The organism is Proteus sp. NMG38-2 (genome assembly GCF_020640995.1).
Taxonomy (GTDB): Bacteria; Pseudomonadota; Gammaproteobacteria; order Enterobacterales; family Enterobacteriaceae; genus Proteus.
This window is the reverse complement of the sequence record NZ_CP085481.1, coordinates 527,848-554,275: the sequence shown is the minus strand read 5'-3', so window position 1 is coordinate 554,275 and position 26,428 is coordinate 527,848. Positions and strand designations below refer to the sequence as shown.

Annotated in this window: 25 protein-coding genes; 14 read left to right on the top strand and 11 right to left on the bottom strand. The window is 39.2% G+C overall.

Going from position 1 to position 26,428, the window contains the following annotated elements:
• Nucleotides 1-175 precede the first annotated feature (175 nt).
• Nucleotides 176-736: a ribosome biogenesis factor YjgA gene (yjgA, locus tag LG402_RS02705; RefSeq protein ID WP_072069864.1), complete on the top strand. Its 561-nt coding sequence runs from the start codon at nucleotides 176-178 to the stop codon at nucleotides 734-736.
• A gap of 62 nt (nucleotides 737-798) precedes the next feature.
• Here the strand turns inward: yjgA and LG402_RS02700 are convergent, their stop codons facing one another.
• The 10 genes from LG402_RS02700 to mreB all read right to left on the bottom strand — a co-directional run bounded on the left by LG402_RS02700 (nucleotide 799) and on the right by mreB (nucleotide 12,591).
• Nucleotides 799-1,092, bottom strand: a complete 294-nt coding sequence (locus tag LG402_RS02700; RefSeq protein ID WP_166539204.1) for a barstar family protein — start codon at nucleotides 1,090-1,092, stop codon at nucleotides 799-801.
• Nucleotides 1,092-1,592, bottom strand: coding sequence for a ribonuclease (locus LG402_RS02695; RefSeq protein ID WP_166539205.1), 501 nt, complete (start codon nucleotides 1,590-1,592; stop codon nucleotides 1,092-1,094). Before LG402_RS02695 ends, LG402_RS02700 begins: the two co-directional genes overlap by 1 nt.
• A 77-nt stretch (nucleotides 1,593-1,669) precedes the next feature.
• Complete coding sequence (gene tldD, locus LG402_RS02690) at nucleotides 1,670-3,115, bottom strand: metalloprotease TldD (RefSeq protein ID WP_166539206.1); 1,446 nt, start codon at nucleotides 3,113-3,115, stop codon at nucleotides 1,670-1,672.
• Nucleotides 3,112-3,972: a deaminated glutathione amidase gene (nit1, locus tag LG402_RS02685; protein WP_088493815.1), complete on the bottom strand. Its 861-nt coding sequence runs from the start codon at nucleotides 3,970-3,972 to the stop codon at nucleotides 3,112-3,114. Before nit1 ends, tldD begins: the two co-directional genes overlap by 4 nt.
• On the bottom strand, nucleotides 3,969-7,769 hold the full coding sequence (yhdP, locus tag LG402_RS02680) for an AsmA2 domain-containing protein YhdP (RefSeq protein ID WP_227336384.1): 3,801 nt from the start codon (nucleotides 7,767-7,769) through the stop codon (nucleotides 3,969-3,971). The genes nit1 and yhdP overlap by 4 nt, the downstream gene beginning before the upstream one ends.
• Nucleotides 7,770-7,814: 45 nt before the next feature.
• Nucleotides 7,815-9,284: a ribonuclease G gene (rng, locus tag LG402_RS02675; RefSeq protein WP_072069784.1), complete on the bottom strand. Its 1,470-nt coding sequence runs from the start codon at nucleotides 9,282-9,284 to the stop codon at nucleotides 7,815-7,817.
• Complete coding sequence (locus LG402_RS02670) at nucleotides 9,281-9,868, bottom strand: Maf family protein (RefSeq protein WP_166539208.1); 588 nt, start codon at nucleotides 9,866-9,868, stop codon at nucleotides 9,281-9,283. Before LG402_RS02670 ends, rng begins: the two co-directional genes overlap by 4 nt.
• 53 nt (nucleotides 9,869-9,921) lie before the next feature.
• Nucleotides 9,922-10,410: a rod shape-determining protein MreD gene (mreD, locus tag LG402_RS02665; protein ID WP_109409251.1), complete on the bottom strand. Its 489-nt coding sequence runs from the start codon at nucleotides 10,408-10,410 to the stop codon at nucleotides 9,922-9,924.
• 5 nt (nucleotides 10,411-10,415) lie between these two features.
• On the bottom strand, nucleotides 10,416-11,456 hold the full coding sequence (gene mreC, locus LG402_RS02660; RefSeq protein WP_109409250.1) for a rod shape-determining protein MreC: 1,041 nt from the start codon (nucleotides 11,454-11,456) through the stop codon (nucleotides 10,416-10,418).
• A 91-nt stretch (nucleotides 11,457-11,547) separates the two neighbouring features.
• The gene (mreB, locus tag LG402_RS02655; RefSeq protein WP_023582893.1) at nucleotides 11,548-12,591 is read right to left on the bottom strand and encodes a rod shape-determining protein MreB; all 1,044 of its coding nucleotides are present in this window, start codon (nucleotides 12,589-12,591) and stop codon (nucleotides 11,548-11,550) included.
• A 688-nt stretch (nucleotides 12,592-13,279) separates the two neighbouring features.
• Between mreB and LG402_RS02650 the strand changes: the two genes are divergently transcribed.
• From LG402_RS02650 to accC, 4 genes are all read left to right on the top strand, one after another.
• Complete coding sequence (locus LG402_RS02650) at nucleotides 13,280-14,254, top strand: MDR family oxidoreductase (RefSeq protein WP_227336383.1); 975 nt, start codon at nucleotides 13,280-13,282, stop codon at nucleotides 14,252-14,254.
• Between the two features lie 430 nt (nucleotides 14,255-14,684).
• Entirely contained in the window at nucleotides 14,685-15,128 is a 444-nt protein-coding gene (aroQ, locus tag LG402_RS02645; protein ID WP_072069788.1) for a type II 3-dehydroquinate dehydratase, read from the top strand.
• A 34-nt stretch (nucleotides 15,129-15,162) separates the two neighbouring features.
• Complete coding sequence (gene accB / locus LG402_RS02640) at nucleotides 15,163-15,633, top strand: acetyl-CoA carboxylase biotin carboxyl carrier protein (RefSeq protein ID WP_072069789.1); 471 nt, start codon at nucleotides 15,163-15,165, stop codon at nucleotides 15,631-15,633.
• Nucleotides 15,634-15,645: 12 nt separating this feature from the next.
• Nucleotides 15,646-16,995 carry an acetyl-CoA carboxylase biotin carboxylase subunit gene (gene accC / locus LG402_RS02635; protein WP_166539210.1) on the top strand — a complete coding sequence of 450 codons (1,350 nt, stop codon included), beginning with the start codon at nucleotides 15,646-15,648 and terminating at the stop codon, nucleotides 16,993-16,995.
• Between the two features lie 72 nt (nucleotides 16,996-17,067).
• Here the strand turns inward: accC and LG402_RS02630 are convergent, their stop codons facing one another.
• Entirely contained in the window at nucleotides 17,068-17,526 is a 459-nt protein-coding gene (locus LG402_RS02630; protein ID WP_072069791.1) for an Lrp/AsnC family transcriptional regulator, read from the bottom strand.
• 343 nt (nucleotides 17,527-17,869) lie between these two features.
• Between LG402_RS02630 and LG402_RS02625 the strand changes: the two genes are divergently transcribed.
• The 9 genes from LG402_RS02625 to LG402_RS02585 all read left to right on the top strand — a co-directional run bounded on the left by LG402_RS02625 (nucleotide 17,870) and on the right by LG402_RS02585 (nucleotide 26,428).
• Nucleotides 17,870-19,093 carry an aromatic amino acid transport family protein gene (locus LG402_RS02625; protein WP_413685684.1) on the top strand — a complete coding sequence of 408 codons (1,224 nt, stop codon included), beginning with the start codon at nucleotides 17,870-17,872 and terminating at the stop codon, nucleotides 19,091-19,093.
• 27 nt (nucleotides 19,094-19,120) lie between these two features.
• Nucleotides 19,121-20,323 (top strand): MalY/PatB family protein, encoded by a 1,203-nt coding sequence (locus LG402_RS02620; RefSeq protein ID WP_166539212.1) that lies wholly within the window; start codon nucleotides 19,121-19,123, stop codon nucleotides 20,321-20,323.
• Nucleotides 20,324-20,655: 332 nt separating this feature from the next.
• Nucleotides 20,656-20,904: a YhdT family protein gene (locus tag LG402_RS02615; RefSeq protein ID WP_109409245.1), complete on the top strand. Its 249-nt coding sequence runs from the start codon at nucleotides 20,656-20,658 to the stop codon at nucleotides 20,902-20,904.
• Entirely contained in the window at nucleotides 20,894-22,339 is a 1,446-nt protein-coding gene (panF, locus tag LG402_RS02610) for a sodium/pantothenate symporter (protein ID WP_166539231.1), read from the top strand. The genes LG402_RS02615 and panF overlap by 11 nt, the downstream gene beginning before the upstream one ends.
• 23 nt (nucleotides 22,340-22,362) lie before the next feature.
• Nucleotides 22,363-23,244, top strand: a complete 882-nt coding sequence (gene prmA, locus LG402_RS02605) for a 50S ribosomal protein L11 methyltransferase (protein ID WP_166539213.1) — start codon at nucleotides 22,363-22,365, stop codon at nucleotides 23,242-23,244.
• A 321-nt stretch (nucleotides 23,245-23,565) separates the two neighbouring features.
• A complete protein-coding gene (gene dusB, locus LG402_RS02600) occupies nucleotides 23,566-24,537 on the top strand; it encodes a tRNA dihydrouridine synthase DusB (RefSeq protein WP_036938696.1) in 972 nt (323 codons plus the stop codon).
• 20 nt (nucleotides 24,538-24,557) lie between these two features.
• Entirely contained in the window at nucleotides 24,558-24,854 is a 297-nt protein-coding gene (fis, locus tag LG402_RS02595; protein ID WP_004245342.1) for a DNA-binding transcriptional regulator Fis, read from the top strand.
• Nucleotides 24,855-25,041: 187 nt separating this feature from the next.
• Complete coding sequence (locus tag LG402_RS02590; protein ID WP_227336382.1) at nucleotides 25,042-25,674, top strand: hypothetical protein; 633 nt, start codon at nucleotides 25,042-25,044, stop codon at nucleotides 25,672-25,674.
• Between the two features lies 1 nt (nucleotide 25,675).
• The gene (locus tag LG402_RS02585; protein ID WP_227336381.1) at nucleotides 25,676-26,428 is read left to right on the top strand and encodes a DUF3307 domain-containing protein; all 753 of its coding nucleotides are present in this window, start codon (nucleotides 25,676-25,678) and stop codon (nucleotides 26,426-26,428) included.

Here is a 26,428-nt window from a genome sequence, read left to right as displayed (position 1 = left end):
TTCCTAAGGAGAACATCACTTTTTACTTATTTTTAGCAAAGTAAATCAATTGACAGGTGGTCAACAAGCGATTTTCCCAGTTACAATAGAAGATATATGAATGTTATCACCCGTCGGGCTTTTGGTCATTCACCAAATCACACTCCCGGCTTACTCTGCAACAGGAATTTTTATTATGGCAAAGCAGCCTGAAGAGTGGCATTACCTCAATCCTGAATTTGACGATACTTCGTCAGAAGAGGAAGAAGAGGAAGAAATTATCTGGGTCAGCAAAAGCGAAATTAAACGTGATGCTGAAGCGCTCAAAAAACTAGGTACTGAATTAGTAGAATTAAGTGCGCAAGAATTAGAGCGTGTGCCATTAGATGAGAAATTATTAGCCTCTATTCAATTAGCACAAAAAGTACAGCGTGAAGCGCGCCGTCGCCAAATTCAATATATCGGAAAATTACTGCGCAATGTGGATGAAGATCCGATCCGCCAAGCGCTTGATAAACTAAAAAACCGCCACAACCAACAGATCTTAGTACTCCATAAATTAGAAGATCTGCGAATTCGCCTTGTCGAAGGTGGCAATGAAGTGATTGAAGAAGTCGTCGCTCTTTATCCAATGGCAGATCGCCAGCAATTGCGCACACTTATCCGTAATGCGAAAAAAGAAAAAGAAGCAAACAAGCCTCCAAAATCATTCCGCTTACTGTTTCAATATCTAAAAGATTTATCAGAATCAGCATAAAACCTGATCATCCTGAAAACGCAGTGTCAATTCAGCCTCACTGCGATTTTCAGGGCATATTTTTACTCTAAATTATTTTTGTGTATTTTATGCTCACAATGAAAGCTCAATACGTCTTTACCAAGTGTATTTTGTGCTTCTTGCATCAACTCAACTAAAGGCTGAAAATCGCTGGAATGATGAGGCAAATGCTTGAAAATGATTTTTACGGGTAATTCAATTTCTCCCATTAATACATCCCATAATGCATCTAAGTTATTACCAAAATGCTCATCTAACTGAAATTGCAATGCAAAATCCCGATAAAAAGCATCTCTATCTGCCAGCATCTTAAAATCAAAAACAACCTGTTTCATTAAGGGGCAACCTTTGTCATTGTACGATAATGATCTGTGGTGACATAAATAAGCCCATCATTCGAATAGAGCAATCTATCACTACCTCGATGACCACATTGATAATTTACATCGGCTTCATACCACTGGCGTCCCGCTTCTTCAGGCAACTGTTTTTCACGATTCATAAAACGATCGCCACCAATAGCCCTTCCTGGTAATACTTCACACAAATTACCTGCTTTTGCATTCCAGCCTTTTTCTCTTGCTTGTTTTTTAGTGAGATAAAAATCAGGTAGTTGTTGATGACGTTGCAAATAGTTAGCCACTGCGCTAGCTTGCGTTTTTTCATCGATAGACAGTGGAATTTGTGCCGGCTTATTGGTGCTATTGCTAGATGATGTTGGAATAGAAACTGACGATGAAGATACTGATGTTTCACTTTCGGGAAGCAAGCCCTTATAAAGAACACCAAATAAAACAGCAATAACAATAATAACTGGTAATAAACGTTTACCCATAAATTAGCACCTTCATGATAAAAAACTCCATCAATTGATGGAGTTTAATAAATACACTTAAATAACGATAGCAATAATTAAGCTGTACCACCTACCGTGATTTTATCCAGCTTCAAGGTTGGTTGACCAACGCCAACAGGTAGGCTTTGCCCTTCTTTACCACAAACACCGACCCCCTTGTCTAGCGCAAGATCATTGCCCACCATTGAGACTTGTTGCATAGCTTCAATACCTGAACCAATCAGCGTGGCACCTTTAATCGGTTTCGTTATCTTTCCGTTTTCAATTAAATAAGCTTCAGAAGTTGAGAAAACAAATTTACCCGATGTAATATCAACCTGACCGCCACCAAAATTAGGTGCATAAATACCACGATCAACACTCGCAATAATCTCTTCTGGTGACGATTTACCCGCTAGCATGTAAGTATTGGTCATACGAGGCATTGGAAGGTGTGCATAAGACTCACGGCGACCATTTCCTGTTGGTGCAACACCCATTAAACGAGCGTTCATCTTATCTTGCATATAACCTTTTAAGATACCGTTTTCGATTAACACATTGTATTGACCCGGAACACCTTCATCATCAATAGCAACAGAGCCACGACGTCCTTCAATTGTGCCATCATCAACTATGGTACAAAGCTCAGAAGTCACTTTTTCACCAAGACGACCTGAAAATACAGAGGTTTCACGACGGTTGAAATCACCTTCTAAACCATGCCCAACAGCTTCATGTAATAACACGCCCGGCCATCCTGCACCTAGTACCACAGGCATTGTTCCAGCCGGTGCGGCAATTGCAGATAAATTCACTAATGCCATCCGCACCGCTTCACGCGCGTAAGTCACAGCATGGCTTTCGCCATCAACTTTCATTAAAAAGTAGTCATAACCAAAACGACCACCGCCGCCACTTGCACCACGTTCACGTTTGCCATCTTCTTCCACCAGCACGCTGACAGAAAGGCGAACTAAAGGACGTACATCGGCTGCTAACGTGCCATCGGTTGCTGCAACAAGTACATGCTCATAAACACCGGTTAATGATGCATTAACCTGCTTAACACGTTTGTCTTCAGCTCTAGCAGCTTTATCTACCTCATGCAAGAGTGCAATTTTCTCTTCACGAGAGAGGCTTTGCAGCGGATCATTTAAGCTGTATAGCGGAGAATGTTGAATAGCACCTAAAGTATGGATATGACCATTACCTTTGGCCTGAACAATACTTCGTGCAGCATGCGCACTTTGGTTAAGTGCGTTAAGCGTTAGTTGGTCGGCATAAGCAAAACCGGTTTTTTCACCGTAAATTGCTCTAACGCCAACACCTTGATCAATATTGTAAGAGCCATCTTTAATAATCTGATCGTCGAGGATCCAAGCCTCGTGATAACTTGACTGAAAATAAAGATCACCATAATCAATTTGACGCTGTGCAAGCTGCTCTAGTGTTGATGCTAAATCATCTAAACTAAGTTTGTTTGCTTCCAACAGACTTTCGCTGACAACAGCTAAACTCATAATTCTTCTTTATCCTTAACTTTTTTGATTAAGTGGGTCAGTTTCGGGCGAAAACGGTTATGTTTCACGACCCGTATCTGTTCACGCATACCGTGTAAACTTTCGACACCAACATTCAGCGTTAGCGCACTGACAGCATCAGGATTCTTTTTCAAGACTTTTCCCCAGCCATCAATCGCCATGGTATGACCCCAAGTCCGGCGCGTATCATGTGTACCCACTTGTGCTGGCGCTAAGATAATACACTGATTCTCAATCGCACGAGCACGTAATAAAGGCTCCCAGTGCGCTTTCCCTGTTAAACGGGTAAAAGCCGCTGGTACAGAGATTATCTCTGCCCCTTTTTCTCTTAATGCTTGGAAAATACCAGGGAAGCGTAAGTCATAACAGATCGTTAAACCTAATTTCCCAACGGGAGTATCAACGACGGTTAAGCGCTCACCACGTTGATAAATAGAAGATTCATTATATTCGCCCTGTTCATCATCAATACTCACATCAAACATATGAATTTTATCATAACGAGCGCGAATAACGCCTTCATCATCGAAAACCAAACTACTGCTGGTAATTTGATCTGGGGAGTCTCGACTAATCAAAGGCATAGAACCGACTAAGATCCATACTTTGTAACGCTGAGCCATTTTAGCAATTGCATTTTGCAACGGCCCATCCCCCTGAATTTCAGCGTGTTTATGATAATCTTTAGAGTTCGAAAAAAGTAACGCATTTTCAGGTGTTAATACCAGCTTCACTGAATCGGGTAATTGCTTAATCTGTTGCTCGATTTGCGCCAGATTATTTTTTGTATTTTTTCCGCTACAAAGTTGCAAAAGTGCGACATTAACTTTTTTCATAACGCCTGATTCTCCTTAAGCTGACGCAGTACTTCGTCAATTTTGGGTTGTTCCATAGTTCCGGTCACATGATAACGGATAACTGAAATCTTACTCCAAAGTGGCCCCAGAACCTTTGATGCCGCAAATACTGCGGCGCCTGCAATTGGGTTTATTGCGAAAGCCGTGGCAACACCGACTGTAGCTGAAATCTCAGGGGTGACTACAACCTGTAGATCCATTTGACGTTCAAGTAAATCCACTTTCCCACTTATCGCAATATCAGCAATAACACCATCAACATGAACTCTCTCTGCATTCATAATACCTTGATTAATCGTAATTTCACTTTTAATCGAATCATATTCAAAATGCTCACTGAAAGTATCTCTAAAATCAAACTGCAATTTACGTAAAAGTGCATCAAAACTTACTAGTCGTAGTAATTTACCCGCTTGTCCTACATCGACTTTCTCTATGCGTCCTTTGCCTAAAACAGATTTAATATCACCATTTAAGTTCGCAATATTAAAATTCCACGGTGTATCATGCCATTGTAATGAAAAATCGGCAGAAAGCGGAGATTGTAAAATGGGTACGATATACCCAAAATAAGCGGCCAATTCATCAATTTCGTCAGCTTTCAGCTTACCGATTATTTTTGTCGTGTTATTTCCGTCTAGACCTTCAGACCACACACCATTAACCTGAAGCTCACCACTGCTATTTTCCAATTTACCGCCAGTTAAAAATAAAGCACCTTTATTTTGTTTTAACGAACCTTCAATTTTCCCTAAGAGTAAACCATTAATCCAACACTCCCGGCATTCAAAATCAATAGAAGGAATATTTTTCACTGAAAACTTCAATGCATTAGGATCATAAATATTGGCCATTTTTAATGGTTTTTCTTCTTGAGAAGTGGATGCACCATTAAAATAGAGATAATTAATATTTACTTGCCAAGGTGCTGATATTTTAGGAATAAATACATCACCTCGTAATTCACTTCCTGAAAATGCTAATTTTACACCATCACTAACTCGCATAATTTCAGTTTGTGGGTTATTCCATTTTTGCCCAGCAAAATTTAAATCGGGCAAACTGATATGCACATTATCAGGGAAACTCACTGCATTTTCAGAAGGTGTTAATGATGAAAAGGCAATTAATGTCGGTAACCATTTATCTCCTTCTAGTTCTTTAAGAGCAATGGTTAAACGTTGTTGTGAGCTTAACTCCGGTAACTTGAGGGTAGAAGAAACAAGGTTACCTTGTAATAAACGAAGTTGTTTACCTAATCCCCATTGGCTATTAAGTTTCCACTGTTTTTCAGCGTTAGCATTCACAGTCAAGGTTTCACTATTACCATTTGCTGAAATCACAATAGGGGAAGAGTTTTTTAGATCTAGAGTTTCAGGTACTGTTAATTTACTTTTTAATGTATTGATATTCCCTGTTAAATCAACTTGATAATCGACATCACCTTTTTCGGGGATCTTAACATTAACGTTGCCATTCCATGGGAATACACCACTAAATTTTTGCTGAATATCGCTAGGCAAGCCCTGAATTTTTTGAATATCCCATTGGCCTTTTAACCCTACATCTACTTGATAATTATCCACCGTATTATGGCTTGTAAATGAAAATGCGAGTGGCTGACCAAACCAATTAGCTGTTAATGTATCACTTTCAAGTTTGTCATTATGGTAACGAAATTGCCCGCTAACACCCTTTAACGTGGTATCCATAAAATTCAATGTGACATCATTATTTTTTAAATTTATCTCGCCAGATGCAACAACATCATCGCCGCCAAAAGGAATATCAAGCTTCAATGTGCCATTAATTTTTCCTGCCACTTTAAGCTCTTCAAGTGTATGACCAATACTCGCCATTTGAGAATCTAAGAAATACTCTTTCAGCTCATCACCCGTAGCTTGAATATCTGCATTAATTAAGATCTTTTCTTGTCGATAGCTCTCAATCACCGCACTTAAGTTCGTAGCAGTTGCTTTACCCACTTTCGCTTCTGACGATGACATCCATAACCCATCATTTTTAAAATCTAGATTAATATCGAGATCGAATAATGCAGGCCATTCACTATCAAATTTAAACGTAGCATGTTTAACAGGGGCATAAACTTGGAACCACCCTTTGTGATTATCAAAAGGAAAATCTGTCGGATCACCATGGAAGATAAATGTTCCATTGTCGATATTACCCGCAATAATCGCATCTGAAAGATATTGAGTAAGTTCTTTACCAACATACTCTTCTGGCAGATAACGCCATGCATCTCCGGCATTAGTCACTCTTACGCCAGATAAAATAGAAAGCTGCTGATCTTCACCTTGCTTTTCATAACGAAAATCTCCTGCAACCCATGCTGAAGTTGCTTGAATATCTAATCCTTGGCTCCAAAGTGATAAATTATCCCCAGAATGTTGCCAATAGAGTGTTCCTTTTCCTTTTTCGATATTCAGTGGTGCTTTAAATAATTCGCCAGTATCTATTTCACTGTTAGCTAGGGCAAAGTTAAGTTCACCACTTTGCATGCTCCCTTTTAATTGCCCACTGAAATGTTGCACTGATGGGATCTCTTGCCAACGCTTCCAACCTACATTTTCCCAAGAGAGATTAATCGCACTTTGCTCGAAGTGTTCAGGCATGAGATCTAAGGCAAAATCGTTAACCACACCAGAAAATTGGCGATACTGCCACTGACGTACAAAATCAGGAGTTAAAAACGAAAATAATGGTAACAGTGAATACAGCCTATCTAACTCGATATTTTTAGCTCTAATACGCCATGCTTCATCATGTTGTTTTTCTTTCGGTTGATAGAGAACAGCTAAATAGCCATCAGGCCACTCTTCACCATCCATGGTAATTTTTCGAGTATAAGGAATATCAGCAAGCCAGCCATTCTCTTGTCTTCTCATGCGTAAAATTAAATCTTCAACATTTAATACATGTGAAGTGCCTTCACTACGCCAATCCATTTCACCTTGATGAATTTGTAATTGGCTTCCCGTAATACGGCCTTTAGTAATTTCAATCCAGTTTGATAAGCTTGCTTTAGCTTCACCTAAACCACTATTATTTTTTACCCACTGGCTAAGCCAAGGTGAAATATCAATATCATCAGCAGTAAGAAACACCTTACCATTATCAATTAAGCCTTCATTCGTGGTATAGAGGTCGAGGCGAACTTTTAAACCACCATAGTGATTAATCGGTGTATCAAGGGTGACTTCACCTTGAGCACGGTGACGTTTTTTTTGATTCAGCCACATCAACTCAGGAATATGTAATGTACTGGTATCACCTGACGGGGTTAGAAAAATAAAACGGCTTTTGACTAGCTTAAAGCGATCGAATTGTTCAAGAAAAAGTGAAGAAATATCATCAGGTGCAGTTAGCGTAATATCGCCACTTTGCCCAGTAAAAATAGGCCGTTGGTAATTGACATCTAATTGATCAAAAGTCAGCTCACGAAAATGAGGACGGAGGGTCAATAATGAACGCCACACATCAAAAGAAAAAGTCACTTTTTCTGCGCTAACGTTTACATCTTTATTCTTAATATTAAGTCCGTTGACTTGAATATCAGGGCCAAAATTCTGCCATTCCCCATTAATTTTCGTTATTGAAACAGGGGTATTAAGTTGTTTTGTTAAATACGTTTCTATTTCAGGGCGATAATCATCTAAACGAGGCAGAAAATAGCGAAACCCGCTTAACACCAAGGCAAAAACGATGAGGCAAAAAACTGTTATAACTAACAGGTATTTAGGCAGCCGCTTCATTTTTGTCTCCTTTCTGCCATCATATTCATTAGGAAGGCGACTCCATTACATCATCACCACATCAAATTGCTCCTGACTATAGAGTAGCTCAGTTTGCACTTTTACTTGCTTACCTACGAAAATTTCAACCTCTGCTAATGCATGGGATTCATCACCTTTTAACGCATCAGCAACCGCCGTAGAGGCATAAACTAAGAATCGATCTGCATCAATCGTTTTATGTACACGCACTATCTCACGTAAAATTTCATAGCAGACTGTTTCAACTGATTTTACCGTACCTCGCCCTTGGCAAGTTGGGCAGTCATCACAAAGTACATGCTCAAGGCTTTCTCGTGTTCTTTTACGTGTCATTTCCACTAAACCGAGTTGAGAAAAACCATTAATGGTCGTTTTCACTCTATCTTTACTTAAGGCTTGTTCAAGTGATGCCAATACTCTGCGTTTATGTTCATCATTATTCATATCAATAAAATCAATAATAATGATACCGCCTAAGTTACGTAACCGTAATTGACGAGCAATAGCTTGGCTTGCCTCAATATTAGTATTAAAAATGGTTTCTTCTAAATTTCGATGACCAACAAAAGCCCCCGTATTAATATCAATCGTCGTCATTGCTTCTGTTTGATCGATAATGAGGTAACCGCCTGACTTTAATTCAACTTTACGCTCTAAAGCCCGTTGAATTTCATTTTCAACACCATAGAGATCGAAAATAGGCTGATTCCCTTGGTGTAATTCAAGTTTAGCGGTTAATTCAGGAATGTATTCACCAATAAATTCCTGTAATTGATTATAAGTTAATTTAGAATCAACACGTATGCTATCTAATTCAGAGCCAGCAAAATCACGTAAAATACGCTGTGCTAAAGCTAATTCACCATAAATTTGAATGCGGGTTTTATTTCTTTTCTTACGCTCAATAATTTTATTCCACAAGCGTTTAAGAAAAGCGGCATCTTGCTTAATTTCATGCTCGCCAACACCTTCGGCGGCTGTACGAATAATAAATCCCCCATTTTCATCGCAATACTCTTCAACGAGTTGCTTTAAACGCTCGCGCTCTTCTTCGCTATCAATTCGTTGAGAAACACCTACATGAGATGCACCTGGCATAAACACTAAATAACGGGAAGGCAATGTAATATCGGTGGTCAGGCGAGCGCCTTTTGTTCCTAAAGGATCTTTAACCACTTGTACAATTAAATCTTGGCCTTGGTGGACTAATTGCGCAATATCACGAACATTAAACTTTTTCTGCTCTTCACCTGCGATACATTCAGTGTGAGGCATAATATCAGAAGCATGTAGAAAAGCGGCTTTATCTAGCCCGATGTCAATAAATGCAGCTTGCATCCCGGGTAATACGCGACTTACCCGACCTTTGTAGATGTTTCCGACGATACCTCGTTTCGCTTCTCTTTCGACATGAATTTCTTGAAGTATGCCTCCACGAATATAAGCAACTCGAGTTTCAGATGGCGTCACATTCACTAATAACTCTGCTGTCATGAAATCTCCTTCTCATTAGCTAGAGACAAAAATTGAGCTATCAATGCTTCGGTTTCAACAAGAGGTAATCCGACAACAGCATGATAACTCCCCTCAATCCGTTGAACAAAACGGCCTCCTTTTCCTTGAATACCGTAAGCACCAGCTTTATCCATTGGCTCTCCTGACTCAATATACGCGCTAATCTCACTCTCTGTCATCTTTCGAAAAGTGACGTGTGTGACGACTAATTGGCTCAATGTGCGTGTTTTATTAGAGATAGCAATTGCCGTCATCACTTGATGAGTTGCACCTGAAAGTGAACGTAGAATTTGTGCTGCATGGGCTTTATCACGCGGTTTTTCAAGAATATGACCATCATGAACCACAATGGTATCCGAGCCTAGAACAGGATAATCATAGGGTGCTTGTCGTACACCTTCTTGTGATTTTTCTTTTGCCAAACGAAGGACATAATCTTCTGGTGATTCACCTTGTTGCCAAATTTCATCAATAGCAGGGGTGATAATACTAAACTCAACATCTAATAACGCGAGAAGTTCACGTCTTCTTGGTGAGCTGGATGCAAGATAAAGCGTGGTCACAGATAATGTCCTCATGACGGTAACGCAAAAGAGACCGCCATAAGCCAATTAACTTAGTGAACTGAAAACTGGTGACGGACTTTGCGAAGTAAAAAATAAAGCCATGGCCAAAGAATACCACTGACTGGGCTATTCCAGAATACTTGAGGGTGAAAAGTCACTGGTGAAAGTAAAAATTCTGCCCAAAATACAGTAAGATCGACAACCACCACACTAAACATTATCACTAAGGCTTGTTGCCATAACGCTAAATTACAAAAAAGCTGATATTTAAAAGCAATAACATAACTCACTAACGTATAAGCAAGAGCATTCACGCCTAAGGTTGTTCCTTGAACTAAGTCCATAACCATACCCAATACAAATGCAGTTCCTACACTGACACGATGAGGGATCGCGGTTATCCAATAAATCAGAAACAACATTGGCCAAATAGGTCGATACACTTCTAACTGTTCTGGCCACGGCATAATCTGCAAAACAAGTGCAATAAGAAAAGAGAGCCAAACAATCCAACGCCCACGACTTTGATAAGGATTCATCGAGGTTACCTACTTCTTGTTGTACTAGGTGTAGCAGGTGTTGTGGCTGGCGGAGTTGTTCCATTACTTGCCTCTGGCGTATTGTCTAATGGCTCTTGAGACATAGAACGAGGAAGTGGAGGCCCTGCTTGCTCATAATTAGGTAAAACTTGTGGCATCAATTGCATTAGACGCTCATTCGCAGCGTGATACACCTCTGAAGGCAACGGAGGCTCCCCTGTTTTATCTGATGCATTCCATAATAAAAGTAAATAACGTAAACGCTGTAATTCAGCAGAAGGACGAACATTAATCACAGAATAAGCTCGTTGATTATCAACCTTAACTGAAGCAACAACACCAACTGGATAACCCTCAGGGAAACGCCCTCCAAGACCTGACGTAACTAAAACATCTCCCACACGAATATCAATATTAGCGGGTAAAGCTTCAAGTAATAAATCATCCGCACAACCTGCACCTGAGGCAATTACGCGAATATCATTACGTAAAACTTGCACTGGTAACGCATGAGAGGTATCACAAATTAATAGCACTCGGCTCGTAAGCTCACTTACGGCAATGACTTGACCTACAACACCTTTATCACTAATAACCGGCTGTCCTTCATAGACGCCATCATTAGTTCCTTTATCAATAACCACTTGATCTCGATAAGGCGTACTATTGCCAGACAGAACTTGTGTGACTGTCATTTGTTCATTTTGGCGAAGAGGTGAACCAAGTAATTCTCGTAAACGGGCATTCTCTTGCTTAAATTGCTCTAGTAGTTGGCTTTCTCCACTGCGAACTAACAACTCTTTTCTTAAAGCTTGGTTTTCAAATTGTAAACGCTCACGCGTTGCAAACGTTTCAGAAATTTGATCGAGGAAACGACGTGGACCATTTGCAAGAAAATAGAAGGGACTAACAGCAGTATCAAGATACTGGCGGACTTTAGAAAATGCACCAATACGGTTATCAGCAATCAATAAAGAGATAGCGACAACCACGGCGATTATTAATCTTAGTTGCAGGGAAGGGCCCCGACTAAAAATTGGCTTCATAAACTCTAAGATCACTCACACGGAGAAATTAAAAAACAGGCGTTAGTATTCTCACCAAGGGGGAATCCATTCTCCCTTGTTAGAATTAATCTCAATCTTCGCTAAACAGATCGCCACCGTGCATATCGATCATTTCTAATGCTTTGCCACCACCACGCGCAACACAGGTCAGTGGATCTTCAGCAACAATTACAGGAATACCCGTTTCTTCCATTAATAAACGATCAAGGTTACGTAATAACGCACCACCGCCTGTTAACACCATGCCGCGCTCTGAAATATCAGACGCCAACTCTGGAGGGCATTGCTCTAACGCAACCATAACAGCACTAACGATGCCAGTTAATGGTTCCTGTAATGCTTCAAGGATTTCATTAGAGTTTAATGTAAAGCTACGAGGTACACCTTCTGCAAGGTTACGACCACGAACTTCGATCTCATTAACTTCATCAGAAGGATAAGCGGAACCAATATCGTGTTTGATACGTTCTGCGGTTGCTTCACCAATTAATGAGCCGTAGTTACGACGTACATAATTAATGATAGCCTCATCAAAACGGTCACCACCGATACGGACAGAAGATGAATAAACCACACCGTTTAATGAAATAACGGCGACTTCTGTTGTACCACCACCGATATCCACAACCATTGAGCCAGTTGCTTCAGAAACAGGTAAGCCGGCACCGATTGCCGCAGACATTGGTTCTTCAATTAAGAAGACTTCACGCGCACCCGCACTTAATGCTGATTCACGAATAGCTCTGCGTTCTACTTGAGTTGCTCCAACAGGCACACATACCAACACACGAGGACTTGGACGCATAAAGCTATTGTTATGAACCTGTTTTATGAAGTGCTGAAGCATTTTTTCGGTTACATAAAAATCAGCAATCACACCGTCTTTCATTGGACGGATAGCAGCGATATTCCCAGGTGTACGCCCTAACATCTGTTTGGCTTCATGCCCTACAGCTGCAACACTTTTTGATGTGCCAGCGCGATCTTGACGAATAGCGACGACGGAGGGTTCATCGAGAACAATACCCTGTCCTTTGACATAAATGAGGGTATTGGCGGTACCCAAGTCAATAGACAAATCGTTGGAAAACATGCCACGAAATTTTTTAAACATACGAAAGGATAATCCTGCAAGCCGGGACGGAAAAATCCGTCTACTCTATCAACCACAATAAGCAGCGACAAGGCGCGATTCACTACTTAGATTAAAGTGGACACGTAAATAATCATAAAGGCACAATATTCTACGTTACTTTTCCCAATTGGAGCAGAAAAAAACTGCATAAAAATGGGCTAATTAGAACGATTAACGCATAATTTCAATCCTACGCTGTTCATATTTAACTTATGTAACAATACAAACAACGCTTCTATCAATAAAGAAAAATCTGACTTCGTTGCCAAACTGTGACTCAAAAGCATCACAGCAAGTTCAAATAAAATTTATTCATTTGAATAAGCACAATTACTCTATTGATATTAAATAGTGTTTCACCGACAAAACTTGACTGAAAAAATAATAAAAGTATTCACCTCGAATACTTCATAAACAACGCATTATCTTTATTTCGAACCACAAAGGGAAATGCTTATTTTTATCCCATCATCAAACATTAACGGTGTTATCTAATAACCAAGATATAAAACTCAGAATAATCTCTGTACCAATAAACGTAGAACCCCCGTTTATACACTAAAAAAGGATTATTTGTCTCATTATTACAATAGATATTGTGCACAATCACGACGAGATCTAAAAAATCACTTATCATGAAACAAATAGAAATCGATAAGGGGTCAAGATGAAAGCATTATTAGTTGAACAGCACGACGATAAACTCAATGCCAATGTGCAAGATATCGATGAAAAAATGTTGCCTATTCATGAAGTTATTGTCGACATTCATTACTCTACACTGAATTATAAAGATGGGTTAGCGATCACTGGAAAAGGAAAAATACTACGCCAACTTCCAATGGTTCCAGGGATCGACTTTTCAGGTGTCGTTCATCACAGTGAAGATCCTCGTTTTCATATTGGTCAACATGTTTTATTAACGGGTTGGGGCGTAGGGGAAAATCATTGGGGTGGCCTTGCTCAAAAAGCAGGTGTAAAAGGTGATTGGCTCACTGCTGTACCTGAAGGACTATCTTTAAAAAATGCCATGATAATTGGTACAGCAGGCTTTACGGCTATGCTTTGTGTTATGGCATTAGAACAAGGTGGCATAACGCCTAAAAGTGGTGATATTTTAGTTACAGGCGCCAGTGGAGGTGTGGGAAGTACTGCCATTAGTTTGCTAACAGCTTTAGGCTACCAAGTTACTGCATTAAGTGGCAGAGCCAGCAACCATGACTATTTACGCAAACTTGGCGCCCAAAATATTATCACTCGCGAAGAGTTTGAATCTGCGGGCAGAGCTTTAGATAAACAACGCTGGGCGGGTGCAATTGATACTGTAGGTGGACAAATTCTTGCTAATATTTTGTCGCAAACAAACTATAACGGAACAGTCGCAGCTTGTGGGTTGGCGGGTAGCTTTTCTTTACCAACGACCGTGATGCCTTTTATTTTACGAAATGTTCGATTACAAGGTGTCGATTCTGTTTATTTTCCAGCGGAAAAACGCGCCCAAGTTTGGCAACGTTTACTAAAATTACTGCCAGAAACATTCTATCAACAAGCAATGACAGAAATTACGCTTGATGAAGTTCCACGTTATGCTCAAATGATTATGGATAATCAAGTGACTGGTAGAACGTTAGTAAAACTCTAATTTGTCGGTTTTACCTGCTTATTTCTGGCATTAATTCACTTCATTTAGTGCCAGAATGAGCATCTTTTTATATAAATAGGCGATAAACCTGTGACGCAGATCACACTTTTAATATATATTAACGATTCATCTCAAAGAAGTTCAGATTTCTAGTGACATCAATAAATAACGTGATGTTATGATTATTTTTTCATCGCCGGTTTATTTTGCTTTCTTACGTTTACAATCTTGTAAAAACTTTTAACTTTTCATCAAAATACCCCCTTCCTTCCCTGATTAGACCAGTATTTTGCTGTTATCTTCTGTGAAATGTCTATAATGTCGGACTTTGTGATATGTATCGTAACATTGGATACAATAAAAGATGACAAAACGAAAAGCACAGGTTATTTTGTCATTTCGTTGACGAATTGACGGAGATAGAAGCATAATGTCGGAAAATTTTCATATTTTGCTCCTGAATGGTCCGAATCTAAACCTGCTTGGAACAAGAGAGCCGGAAACCTACGGACACTTAACTCTGGATGATATCGTTCAAAGTTTGTCAGCAGATGCTCAGGCATTAAATGTGAAACTTAGCCATTTTCAGTCTAATGCTGAATTTGAGCTGATAAATAAAATTCATGCGGCGCGGGGAAATACCGATTACATATTAATCAACCCTGCAGCTTTCACGCATACCAGTGTTGCACTGCGTGATGCATTATTAGGGGTGAATATTCCATTTATTGAAATTCACCTATCCAATGTCTACAGTCGGGAGCCTTTCCGTCACCACTCATATCTCTCTGATATCGCAACAGGCGTAATCTGTGGATTAGGTGCAGAAGGTTATCGATTTGCTTTACAGGCAGCGGTCAGCCGTTTGTCTTAATAAAAAACATCAAAAAAGAGTACGGAATCAACTCATGGATATTCGTAAAATTAAAAAACTGATCGAGCTAGTCGAAGAGTCTGGCATTTCTGAACTAGAAATTTCTGAAGGTGAAGAGTCAGTACGTATCAGTCGTAATACTGGTCTTCAGGGTCAAATGGCTCCTCAGCAATATTTTGCGGCACCAGCGGCACCTCAACCTGCGTTAGCAAATGCTGTTGCGCCAGTAGCACCAGAAACTCCAGCAGCGACTCCAACGCAAGAAATCAGTGGTCACGTTGTTCGTTCACCAATGGTCGGAACGTTCTATCGCTCACCAAGCCCTGAAGCTAAGAAATTTGTTGAAGTCGGTCAGCAAGTCAATGTCGGCGATACTCTGTGCATCGTTGAAGCAATGAAAATGATGAATCAGATTGAATCTGATAAAGCGGGTGTTGTTAAAACTATCCTTTGCCAAGATGGCGACAATGTTGAGTTTGACGCTCCACTCTTTGTTATCGAATAACGAGGCAGGTCCATGCTAGAAAAAATCCTCATTGCCAACCGTGGTGAGATAGCACTGCGTATCCTAAGAGCATGTAAAGAGCTTGGGATCAAAGCAGTCGCCGTTCACTCCACAGCAGACCGTGATTTAAAACACGTTCTGCTGGCAGACGAGACTATCTGTATTGGTCCCGCTGCTTCAGCAAAAAGTTACCTAAATATCCCTGCAATCATTGCAGCGGCTGAGATCAGTGGCGCACAAGCCATTCATCCAGGATACGGTTTCCTGTCTGAAAATGCTGATTTTGCAGAGCAAGTTGAACGCTCTGGCTTTATTTTTATCGGCCCAAAAGCTGAAACCATCCGCCTAATGGGTGACAAGGTTTCAGCCATTGAAGCGATGAAAAAAGCAGGTGTTCCATGTGTACCAGGATCAGACGGTCCTTTAGGTAACGACACTGCAAAAAATATTGAAATTGCTAAACGTATTGGCTACCCAGTTATCATCAAAGCTTCTGGCGGCGGTGGTGGACGCGGTATGCGAGTTGTCCGTTCTGAAAAAGATCTGGAACAATCAATTATAATGACGCGAGCGGAAGCAAAAGCGGCATTTAGCAACGACATGGTATATATGGAAAAATACCTTGAAAACCCACGCCACATTGAAATTCAAGTCATGGCTGATGGTCAAGGTAATGCTATCTATTTGGCTGAACGCGATTGCTCAATGCAACGTCGTCACCAAAAAGTAGTTGAAGAAGCACCAGCACCGGGTATTACCCCTGAAATCCGTAAAAATATCGGCGAACGCTGTGCGAACGCATGTATTGAAATCGGTTATCGTGGTGCGGGCACTTTCGAATTCCTGTATGAAAATGGTGAATTCTACTTTATTGAGATGAACACGCGTATTCAGGTGGAACATCCAGTAACAGAAATGATCACTGGCATCGACTTAATTAAAGAACAGTTACGCATTGCATCTGGCTTACCTTTATCAGTAACGCAAGATCAAGTTAATGTTCATGGTCATGCAATTGAATGTCGTATCAACGCAGAAGATCCAAAAACGTTCATGCCAAGCCCGGGAACTATTACTCGTTTCCACTCACCAGGTGGATTTGGCGTACGTTGGGAATCGCATATTTACGCAGGTTATACTGTTCCACCTCACTATGATTCAATGATTGGTAAATTGATCACTTACGGTGAAACACGCGAAATCGCGATCTCTCGCATGAAGAATGCGTTGGCAGAACTTATCATTGACGGTATCAAAACCAATGTTGAGTTACACCAGTTCATTATGAATGATGAGCAATTCCAAAAAGGTGGTACCAACATTCACTACCTTGAAAAACGTTTAGGTTTAGCTGAGAAGTAATTTTTTCACTTAACCAGAAAAGGCATAGTTTAATCACTATGCCTTTTTTATTGCTGATTTTCTGATAAGCATCTATTTAATAGGAAACCCTTTAAAGGGTTTTATTTCTCGAATGCTAAAACTGGTGTTCATTTCTTTGATATTGCCAATTGCTCGTACTTTCATCATGGAAACGTTATGAAAATCTTCCATGTCTTTAACGACCAATTGCAACATATAGTCATATCGACCTGAAATATTATGGCAAGAAATCACATTATCAATCTTCATTATCTCTTGTTCAAAGTGCGCCATATTATCTTCAGAATGCAAATCTAACGTAATATTCATAAAGGCATAAAAATTAAACCCTAAGTGCTTAGGATCAATGATGGCGCGATAATTCTTGATCACTCCTTTTTCTAATGCCTTTAATCGTTTCCAACAAGCGGGCGGAGACAAAAACACACGTTTAGCTATTTCAGCATTATTCAGTCGTCCTTCTTCTTGTAACAGCTTCAGGATCCCCATATCCGTTTTGTCAAGATCCATTCTATTCGCACCTCTGTGACATTAATCAAAATAACATTTTTATCAAAGATAATTAATTTATAACTCAATTTTAGCGAATTTTATTAATAAATAAGTTCGTCTAGCTTCCAATATGGAGAAATAATTAATCACACTAATTGCTAAAATTATTCTTGAAGTATCGTTATTCAGCTAATACAAAATGATTAGAAATCATGTTCCAAAAATAAACTTAACAAAACAAATACTATAAATTTTACTTTCACATGGGATCACATGTATGACCTTATTAGAACAAAAAGTTGATAGGGCCTCTCTCTCAAAAGAAGAATGGAAAAAATTAACACGATTCGATAATACTGATATGGGATGGATTATTATCAGTATTGGGATGGCAATTGGTGCTGGTATTGTGTTCTTACCTGTGCAAGTTGGCTTAATTGGATTATGGGTGTTTTTACTCTCTTCTATTATTGGCTACCCTGCCATGTATCTCTTTCAACGCTTATTTATTAATACCCTTGCCGATTCTAAAGAATGTAAAGACTATCCAAGTGTTATCGAAGGTTATCTTGGTAAAAACTGGGGAATGTTTTTAGGATTACTTTACTTCTTAATGTTAGTGATTTGGATTTTTGCTTATCCAACAGCACTGACTAATGATACAGCATCTTACCTACACACCTTTGGCGTAACAGAAGGATTACTATCAGAAAACCCTTTTTATGGCTTAATTCTTATCTCTTTTCTCGTCTTAATTGCATCACGAAGTGAAGAGTTATTATTTAAAATCTCAAGCTTTATGGTGTTATCTAAATTACTCGTTGTATTTGCACTGGGTGTCATGATGATAAGCATGTGGGATCTGTCGAAAAATATCGATACCTTCCCGCCTTTTAGCCTATTAATTAAAAACGCCATTATTACGCTACCTTTCACACTGACTTCTATTCTCTTTATTCAATCTCTTAGCCCGATGGTTATTTCTTATCGAGCTAAAAATAAATCAATTGAAGTCGCTCGTTACAAAGCCTTAAGAGCCATGAATATCTCTTTCGGTACACTATTTTGTGTTGTCTTCTTCTATGCTGTTTCTTTTACCTTTGCTATCGGCCATGACGAAGCAGTTAAAGCCTATGAGCAGAATATTTCGGCCTTAGCAATTGCAGCACAATTTATTGAAGGTGATGCGGCTAAATATGTCACTCCTGTTGGTGTTGCACTCAACATATTTGCTTTAATGACTGCATTCTTTGGCGTTTATCTAGGCTTTAAAGAAGCAGTGCAAGGCTTAGTCATGAATGCTCTTACTCGTATTATTCCCGCAGAAAAAATTAATCAGAAAATCCTCACATTATGTATTGTAATTTTTACTGTAATTATTGCATGGGGTGCAATTGTTCTTAATTTGCCAGTATTAATGTTCACTTCAATCTGCAGCCCTATTTTCGGGATTGTAGGTTGTCTTATTCCTGCTTATTTAGTTTACAAAGTACCTTCATTGCATCGTTATAAAGGTGGATCACTGTATTTGATTATCTTTACGGGCATTCTGCTTTGTATTTCCCCTTTCTTAAAATTTATTTAATTAAATTAGACGTATTAAAGGTTTACCATGAAATATAACTTTGATGAAATTATAGATAGAAAAGATACTGATGCTTTAAATTATGATGGTTGGCGCCAATATATTTTTAAGGCAGATAAAGATGCACAATTCGCCTTTGCTGATAATGAGTTTATTAGAATGTGGGTTGCGGATATGGATTTTTCTACTCCGCCTGAAGTTCTTGAGGCCATTAAAGCACGCCTAGATAGAAAGATATTAGGTTATACCAAAGTATATGATGATGAGTATTACCAAATATTTAAAGATTGGTGCCAAAGACATTACGATTGGGAAATTGATCCGCATGAAATTGTATTATCTCCAGGTATCATTCCTGCATTAAACCGCCTAGTACCTTTATTAATAAAAGAAGATGAAAGTATCCTTATTCAAACACCTTCTTATACACCATTTAAACAAGCGGGAGACTATAATTCTCGCCAAGTGATCTACTCTGATTTATTAGAAAAAGACGGTGAATACTCTATTGATTTTGCAGATATGGAACGCAAAATTAAGGATAAATCACTTAATATTAAGCTCTTTATTTTATGTAATCCTCAAAATCCAACAGGTAAAGTGTGGACTGAAGAAGAGCTCATTAAGATGGGAAAACTCTGTGTTGAAAATGATATTTGGATGATATCAGATGAAATACATTGTGATTTATTGCGTAATGGAGTGTCACACACACCTATTGCTAAACTCTTCCCTCATTATGAGAAAATTGTTACCTGTATGGCACCAAGCAAGACATTTAATCTTGCAGGTAATCTAATGTCTCATATCTTTATTAAAAATGAAGAAGTAAAAAAAGAATGGCTTCGCCTTTATGATGACTTTATTTCGCCATTAAGTTTAGTTGCAACAAAAGCTGCTTATTCTCAATGTGATGAATGGTTAAAAGCTCTAAGAAACTATCTCGATGATAACTTTAAATTAGTACAAGAATTTACTCAGGCCCATTTTCCAAAAGCAAACTTTAAAATACCTGATTCGACCTATTTAGCATGGATTAATTTGACTGAATATTTACCTGAAAATGTCGATAACCAACAACTTTCACTCTATTTTGCCAATAAAACAGGCATTTTATTAGAAGGTGGAAATATGTTTGTAAGTAATGGTGATAACTATATTCGTATTAATCTTGCTTGCCCTCGCACCATTATCAAAGAAGGCCTAGAAAGAATAAAAAATGCCCTTTAATTTTTAATTAATGAGATGAGTAAAACAAAGAAGAGCACCACATTTGATCAATCTATTTCAATGTCTGCTCTTCTTTTTTCCTATTTCAATTATCTTAAACATTCTATTTATGGTGATTATTTCAACACTTCATTTCTCAATTAATATAAAAAATCATCTCTATTTTTATTGCCCCATTAAATAGAGACTCAACAACAATCCTTTTAAAACAGTAAGATAGTCGGTTTTTAATATTCCCTCATGACTTTGTGATTAATTTTCACTGAATCAACACGCACTTTCCCGTACAATCCTCCCATTCATTTTTAACCCTATTAAGATTGGGAGAACAGATGGACAAACGTTTTGTTCAGGCCCACAAAGAAGCCCTTTGGGCCCTAATTTTAACTTTTATTTATTTGTTGGGTTGGTTAATTACCGCCTATTTACCTGATAACACACTAGGCATTACTGGTTTACCTATTTGGTTTGAGCTTTCATGCTTATTCTTACCTGTTTTGTTTTTTCTATTGTGCTATCTGATGGTGCGCTACTTTTTCAAAGATATGCCGTTAGGAGATGAGCATGACGATGCAAACTGAGGTCATAGTGCCACTGATTGGCTACCTTCTGTTGGTCTTTCTGCTGTCGGCTTATGCTTATCGTAAGCGTGAAAAAGGCGAGTTTCTTAACGAATATTTTCTGGGTAATCGCTCCATGGGGGGCTTCGTGTTAGCTATGACTATCACTGCCACTTATGTTAGTGCGAGCTCCTTTATCGGTGGGCCGGGTGCTGCCTATAAATATGGTATTGGCTGGGTATTGCTTTCGATGATCCAACTGCCCGCAATTTGGCTATCCCTTGGAGTATTAGGAAAAAAATTCGCCATTTTAGCGCGTCGTTATAATGCCGTTACCTTAAACGACATGCTATATGCGCGTTACAAAAGTCGTTTTCTCGTTTGGTTTTCCAGTTTAAGTCTATTAGTCGCTTTTGTCGGCGCCATGACAGTGCAATTTATCGGCGGCGCACGTCTATTAGAAACCGCAGCCGGCATCCCTTATGAGTTTGGCTTACTTATCTTTGGGATCTCGATTGCACTGTACACCGCAATTGGTGGATTTAGGGCTAGCGTATTAAACGATGCATTACAAGGCCTTGTAATGCTACTCGGTACTTTTATCCTACTGGTTGCCATTATCTATAAAGCGGGTGGTTTAGATATTGCGATACAAAAACTCAATACCATCGATCCGGCATTAACCTCACCTCAAGGTGCGGATGGCATTCTAACGGGGCCTTTTATGGCTTCATTCTGGGTACTGGTCTGCTTTGGTGTAATAGGCTTGCCACATACTGCAGTACGTTGTATCTCTTACAAAGACAGTAAAGCCATGCATAAAGGGATTATTATTGGCACTATTGTGATGTCATTATTAATGTTTGGAATGCACTTTGCTGGCGCATTAGGTCGGGCCATCATTCCTGATCTGACTGTCCCTGATCAGGTTATCCCAACGTTAATGGTTGAAGTATTACCACCTATTGCAGCAGGTATTTTCCTTGCAGCACCTATGGCTGCCATTATGTCTACGATTAATGCGCAACTGTTACAATCTTCAGCAACGTTAGTCAAAGATCTCTATCTCAATATCGCTCCTCATGCGATCACTAATGAGAAACGTATATCTCGTTTATCGAGCCTTTCGACCTTGATTTTAGGTGTGCTACTGCTGTTTGCTGCATGGAACCCTCCATCAATGATTATTTGGCTTAATTTACTCGCTTTTGGTGGCCTACAAGCTGTTTTCTTATGGCCTCTAGTTCTTGGCCTTTATTGGGAAAAAGCGAACCGTTATGGCGCTATTGCAGGCATGATCACAGGCGCCACACTTTATGCCACTCTTGCGACATTTAATATCCAAATAGCCGGATTCCACCCTATTGTTCCTTCACTGTTATTAAGCTTAGTGGCATTTCTTGTTGCTAATCGATTTGGAGAGCATACTCTGCCACAATCAACATCATTACAGTGAATTCGTTTTTAAAGAGATTAATTATGCCTTGGATACAATTAAGACTTAATGCAACTGCTGCCAATGCCGAAGCTATTGGTGATGAGTTAGTTGAAAGCGGTGCCGTTTCAGTGACTTTCCAAGATAGTCACGATACCCCTATATTTGAACCTTTACCGGGTGAAACTCGCCTGTGGGGTGATACTGACGTTATCGGTTTATATGATGCAGAAACTGACATGAAAATCGTTGTGGCAATGTTAGAAAATACGCCATTACTCGGTCAAGGCTTCCTGCACAAAATTGAACAACTCGAAGATAAAGATTGGGAACGTGAATGGATGGATAACTTCCACCCAATGCGCTTTGGTGAGCGTTTATGGATTTGCCCAAGTTGGCGTGAAGTGCCTGATCCTAATGCCGTCAACGTCATGCTAGACCCAGGTCTTGCATTTGGTACGGGTACCCATCCTACTACCTCATTATGTCTTCAGTGGCTTGATGGTTTAGATTTAGAAGGTAAAACGGTTATCGACTTTGGTTGTGGTTCTGGGATTTTAGCAATTGCGGCCTTAAAATTAGGCGCAGCTAAAGCAATTGGTATTGATATCGACCCACAAGCCATCCAAGCAAGCCGTGATAATGCACAACGTAATGGCGTATCTGACGCACTTACACTGTATCTTGCAAAAGACCAGCCTGATAACCTCAGTGCTGATGTTGTTGTGGCAAATATTTTAGCTGGACCATTACGTGAACTTGCACCTGTTATCAGTACACTGCCTCGTCAGGGTGGGCATCTAGGTCTTTCTGGTGTATTAGCGACACAAGCAGAAGGTGTCGCTGCCGCCTATGAAGGATTATTTAACTTAGATCCTGTTGCAGAGAAAGAAGAGTGGTGTCGTATTACCGGTGTGAAAAAATAACATAGAACAAATATTAACCAAAATGAGATAATCTCATTGCGTTAAAATTTCACTTAATTATTGTTTATCAGGCATTAATCACATTTTTGCCTGATAAACTCTACTTAGTTCCACTTGTTTATCAATTCTACATCATCAAATTTTAATTTTTTAAAAACACATAACATTATGTTTTTATTGATTAAATAATCAATTCATAAAAAATCAAGTGTAAAAAAGTAACTTTTTTTCGCAATTTGGTTAAACTTTGTCCTTTCATATCTGGCAAAAAATGCGTAATATACGCGCCCTTGCAGTCACAGTTTGGCCCTCTTTTCATCTATGCGAATCGGACAGTATCAGTTAAAAAATTGCCTTATCGCGGCTCCCATGGCTGGCGTTACAGACCGACCTTTTCGGTCGCTTTGCTATGATATGGGTGCGGGTATGACAGTTTCTGAAATGCTTTCTTCCAATCCTCAGGTTTGGCAGACAGACAAGTCTCGGTTACGAATGGTACATAGTGATGAATTGGGGATCCGCTCCGTACAAATTGCAGGAAGTGATCCCGTTGATATGGCGGCTGCTGCGAAAATAAACGCAGATAGTGGCGCTCAAATTATCGACATTAACATGGGTTGCCCTGCAAAAAAGGTGAATAAAAAGCTAGCGGGTTCAGCACTACTTCGTCATCCCGACCTTGTCGCAGAGATCCTCTCTGCTGTGGTTAACGCGGTAGACGTACCTGTTACTCTCAAGATCCGTACTGGCTGGTCACCTGATGAACGTAACTGTGTAGAGATTGCCAAATTGGCTGAACGTTGTGGTATTCAGGCTCTCACTATTCATGGGCGTACACGCGAGTGTTTGTTCAAAGGGGAAGCCGAATACGACAGCATTCGGACAGTTAAGCAGAATGTTTCTATTCCCATTATTGCGAATGGAGACATAACAGACCCGCTAAAAGCCAGAGCAGTATTAGACTACACTGGAGCCGATGCTTTGATGATCGGTCGCGCTGCTCAGGGAAGACCCTGGATCTTTCGGGAAATCCAGCACTATCTGGACACAGGTGAACTGTTGCCCCCTCTACCGATTGTAGAGGTGCAACAAATAATGCAAAAGCATGTGCGTGAGTTGCACGACTTTTACGGTCAAGGCAAAGGAACTCGCATTGCACGCAAGCATGTCTCTTGGTATCTCAAGGAACATGCCCCTGATGACCAGTTTCGGCGCTCCTTCAACGCCATAGAGGATGCCAGCGAACAGCTGGAGGCGTTGGAAGCATATTTCGAAAATTTTTTGCGTAAATAAATAAAAGAGCTGACAGAACTATGTTCGAACAACGCGTAAATTCAGACGTACTAACAGTTGCCACCGTAAATTCACAAGATCAGGTGACCCAAAAACCTTTACGTGACTCAGTTAAACAAGCACTGAAGAACTATTTTGCTCAATTAAACGGTCAAGATGTTAATGACTTATATGAGCTAGTATTGGCTGAAGTTGAACAGCCATTGTTGGACATGGTAATGCAGTACACCCGTGGCAACCAAACGCGTGCAGCACAAATGATGGGCATTAACCGCGGCACACTGCGTAAGAAACTGAAAAAATACGGCATGAACTGATCCTAGTCAGTTAAGTCTATTTTTATAAAAAGCCTTTTCTGGTTTTCCAGAAAAGGCTTTTTTGTTGCTTATTTTTCATACTTTCTCTATAAAGTTAATGAGCTTGTTACCAAATATAGTAACATAGTGACATGTTACCAAATATGGTAACATGATACTCATCCTATAAAACCATAAGAGCCAAAAGATGAATAAAGACATCGTAAGTGTCATTACAGGCGATATTATCGATTCTAAAAATATCTCCATCCCAAACTATGACCTGATGCTCTACACTTTGGAGCAGACAGTTCAATTACTCTCAGAACAGTTACCAATTAAATATGATCGATACCGCGGTGATTCTTTCCAGATTGTTTGCTTACAAGCAGGGGATGCTATCAAAGTCGCTATCGTCATCCAATTAGCACTAAAAACGTCAAATCTAGAAATCAGTGCTCGTCAAAGTATTGGCATCGGCAAAATTGACTCATTGCGTAATGATGTAAGAACCTCAATTGGTGAGGCCTTTATTTTATCTGGCGAAGGACTCGATAAAATGAAAGGTGAAATTTTGACAATATCGGCATCTAGCTCAGATTTTCAACAAAATATTACCTTAGTCACTAAGTATTTAAATATACAACTCAAAGAAATTACTCGAGCACAAGCGCAAGTTTTACTTAAATACATGGTCAATAAAGATAAATCTCACTATGCTATCGCTGATGAATTAAAAAAATCGAGAAGTAATATTACTAGATTATTAAATGCTAGCCACTACCAGTTAATAGATGAATATATTCAATACTTTAATTATTTAATTAACAAGGTTTATTGATATGTATAATTTCGCGCTTCTTATTTCTCTCTATATTGCTCATATTGCTTTTGATTTTTATTTACAACCTAAAGCATGGATAGAAGCGCGAAATACTCTACATTACAAATCTAAAAAACTTTACCTACACTCGCTACTGCAAGGAGGAATAACCTTTATTATTCTAGTTTTAATGACGGAGATAAGTTTTGGTTCTATTTTTATTTACAGTGTAACTGTATTAATAACACACTATCTTTTTGATCTTGGAAAATCCTATACTGATAACTCTTTAAGATGGTTTATTACTGATCAAGCTCTTCATTTATTCGTAATTACCTTTTTATGGATAATATTGATTGATCAAAATACTCAGATATTCCATGATCTTAGTTTTAAAAACATTAACTATAAATATTTGATTGTTATTCTTGCCTACATCTTTATTTTAAAGCCGATTTCCATCCTTATTTATATGTTACTAAAAAAATGGACACCAGTCGCAGAGGAAGGCTCAACGCTCGTTTCTGCTGGTCAATCTATTGGTTATTTGGAAAGAATGCTTATTTTAACTTTCATTCTTTTAAACCAATTTGCAGCAATTGGTTTTTTACTAGCAGCCAAATCTATATTTAGATTTGGTGAGTTACAAAATGACCAAGATAAAAAACTAACAGAATATGTTATGTTGGGTACACTTATTAGCTTTAGCATCTCCATCCTTACTGGGCTTGCCACAACACACCTGGTAACTCAATTACCCATAGGCAAATAA